The organism is Oleiphilus sp. HI0128, from assembly GCF_001635365.1.
This window is the reverse complement of the sequence record NZ_LWGG01001157.1, coordinates 1-1,292: the sequence shown is the minus strand read 5'-3', so window position 1 is coordinate 1,292 and position 1,292 is coordinate 1. Positions and strand designations below refer to the sequence as shown.

1 protein-coding gene and 1 pseudogene are annotated in these 1,292 nt (G+C 43.8%); both read right to left on the bottom strand.

Going from position 1 to position 1,292, the window contains the following annotated elements:
• On the bottom strand, window positions 1–1,055 hold a 1,055-nt coding region (modC, locus tag A3763_RS19625; protein ID WP_068760378.1), incomplete at its 3' end, for a molybdenum ABC transporter ATP-binding protein.
• Window positions 1,045–1,292 (bottom strand): annotated as a pseudogene (locus A3763_RS19620) (molybdate ABC transporter permease subunit); the annotation flags it as partial. The gene modC and the pseudogene A3763_RS19620, both read right to left, overlap by 11 nt.

Here is a 1,292-nt window from a genome sequence, read left to right as displayed (position 1 = left end):
TTTAGTCCGGCAATTAAATTTAGTTGGTGAACGGATTTTCGAGTTACTCGGGCAATTAACTTGCTGCAACCAATATTTAAACTTACTAAAGCCATAGAAGAATCTTTTTCATCTATTTCGTCGATTACTGCCGGTAATAGATTAAGAATGCTACTGTTTTTCGATTGACTTAAAGTGATGCTGACATCCTTTGCTAATATACGCACTCTAAGTTCTGCGCCATGCCCTAGCCCCTTATTGTGAATCCATATGCGTTCGCCTTCAAAGTCTACGGCTGCGAGGTTCCATTGTTCATCTAGCTCGTTAACTCGCCCTTGGATGATAATACCTGTTTCATTTCCTAAATAGTCGGCTGTCTCTAGATTAGAAAGCACATCTGAAACCTTACCTTGAGTGCTAAGCTTTCCGTTTTCAAGTATTACTAAGTGGTCAGCAAGTTTAGCGACTTCGTTTACCGAGTGAGTGACGTATAAAATTGGTATACGAAATTCTGATCGAATCTTTTGAACGTAGGGAAGGATTTCGAGTTTTCTGGCTTTATCTAAAGAAGCTAATGGCTCATCCATTAATAAGAGTTCAGGCTGAACAAGTAAAGCTCTGGCAATCGCAACTCGCTGGCGTTCTCCTCCTGATAATTCATCGGGCTTCTTGTTTAGAAGAGCTTCGATTCCGAGAATTGAAAGAACATGCTCGATACTGATACGCTTTGCGCTGCTTTTGCTGGCGCGCTTAATAGCATATTCTAGATTGCCTATTGCGCTTAAATGAGGGAATAACTTGGCGTCCTGGAATACATAACCAATTGGACGCTTGTGGGTTGGCAAAAAAGAGGTCGAGCTTTGCCATTCAGCTCCGTTTATGACTAGAGATCCGCTTGCGTGCTCTAAGCCTGCGATGCAGCGTAATAGGCTTGTTTTCCCTGAGCCGGAATGCCCAAAGATTACATTAATTCCGTCCCCTGGAAGCGTGGTGTTGATTTGTAGCTCGAAGGGCTTGCCATTGCGCGGGCTGCGTGTNGAGTGGAGGTTGATCGCGATTGTAGGCTTATACTCCATTTTTCAGTCCACCAAAAAGATTTTGCCTTCTGTTAAAACTGTATAAGCAAAGCAGCACGATAAAGGAAAATATAACCATAATGCCGGCTAAGCCGTGGGCCTGGGAGTATTCCAGCGCTTCTACATGGTCATAAATCTGAACAGAAATAACGCGCGTCTCATCCTGAATGTTTCCGCCAATCATCAAAACAAGCCCAAACTCGCCAACAGTATGCGCGAAACCAAGAACTGCGGCCG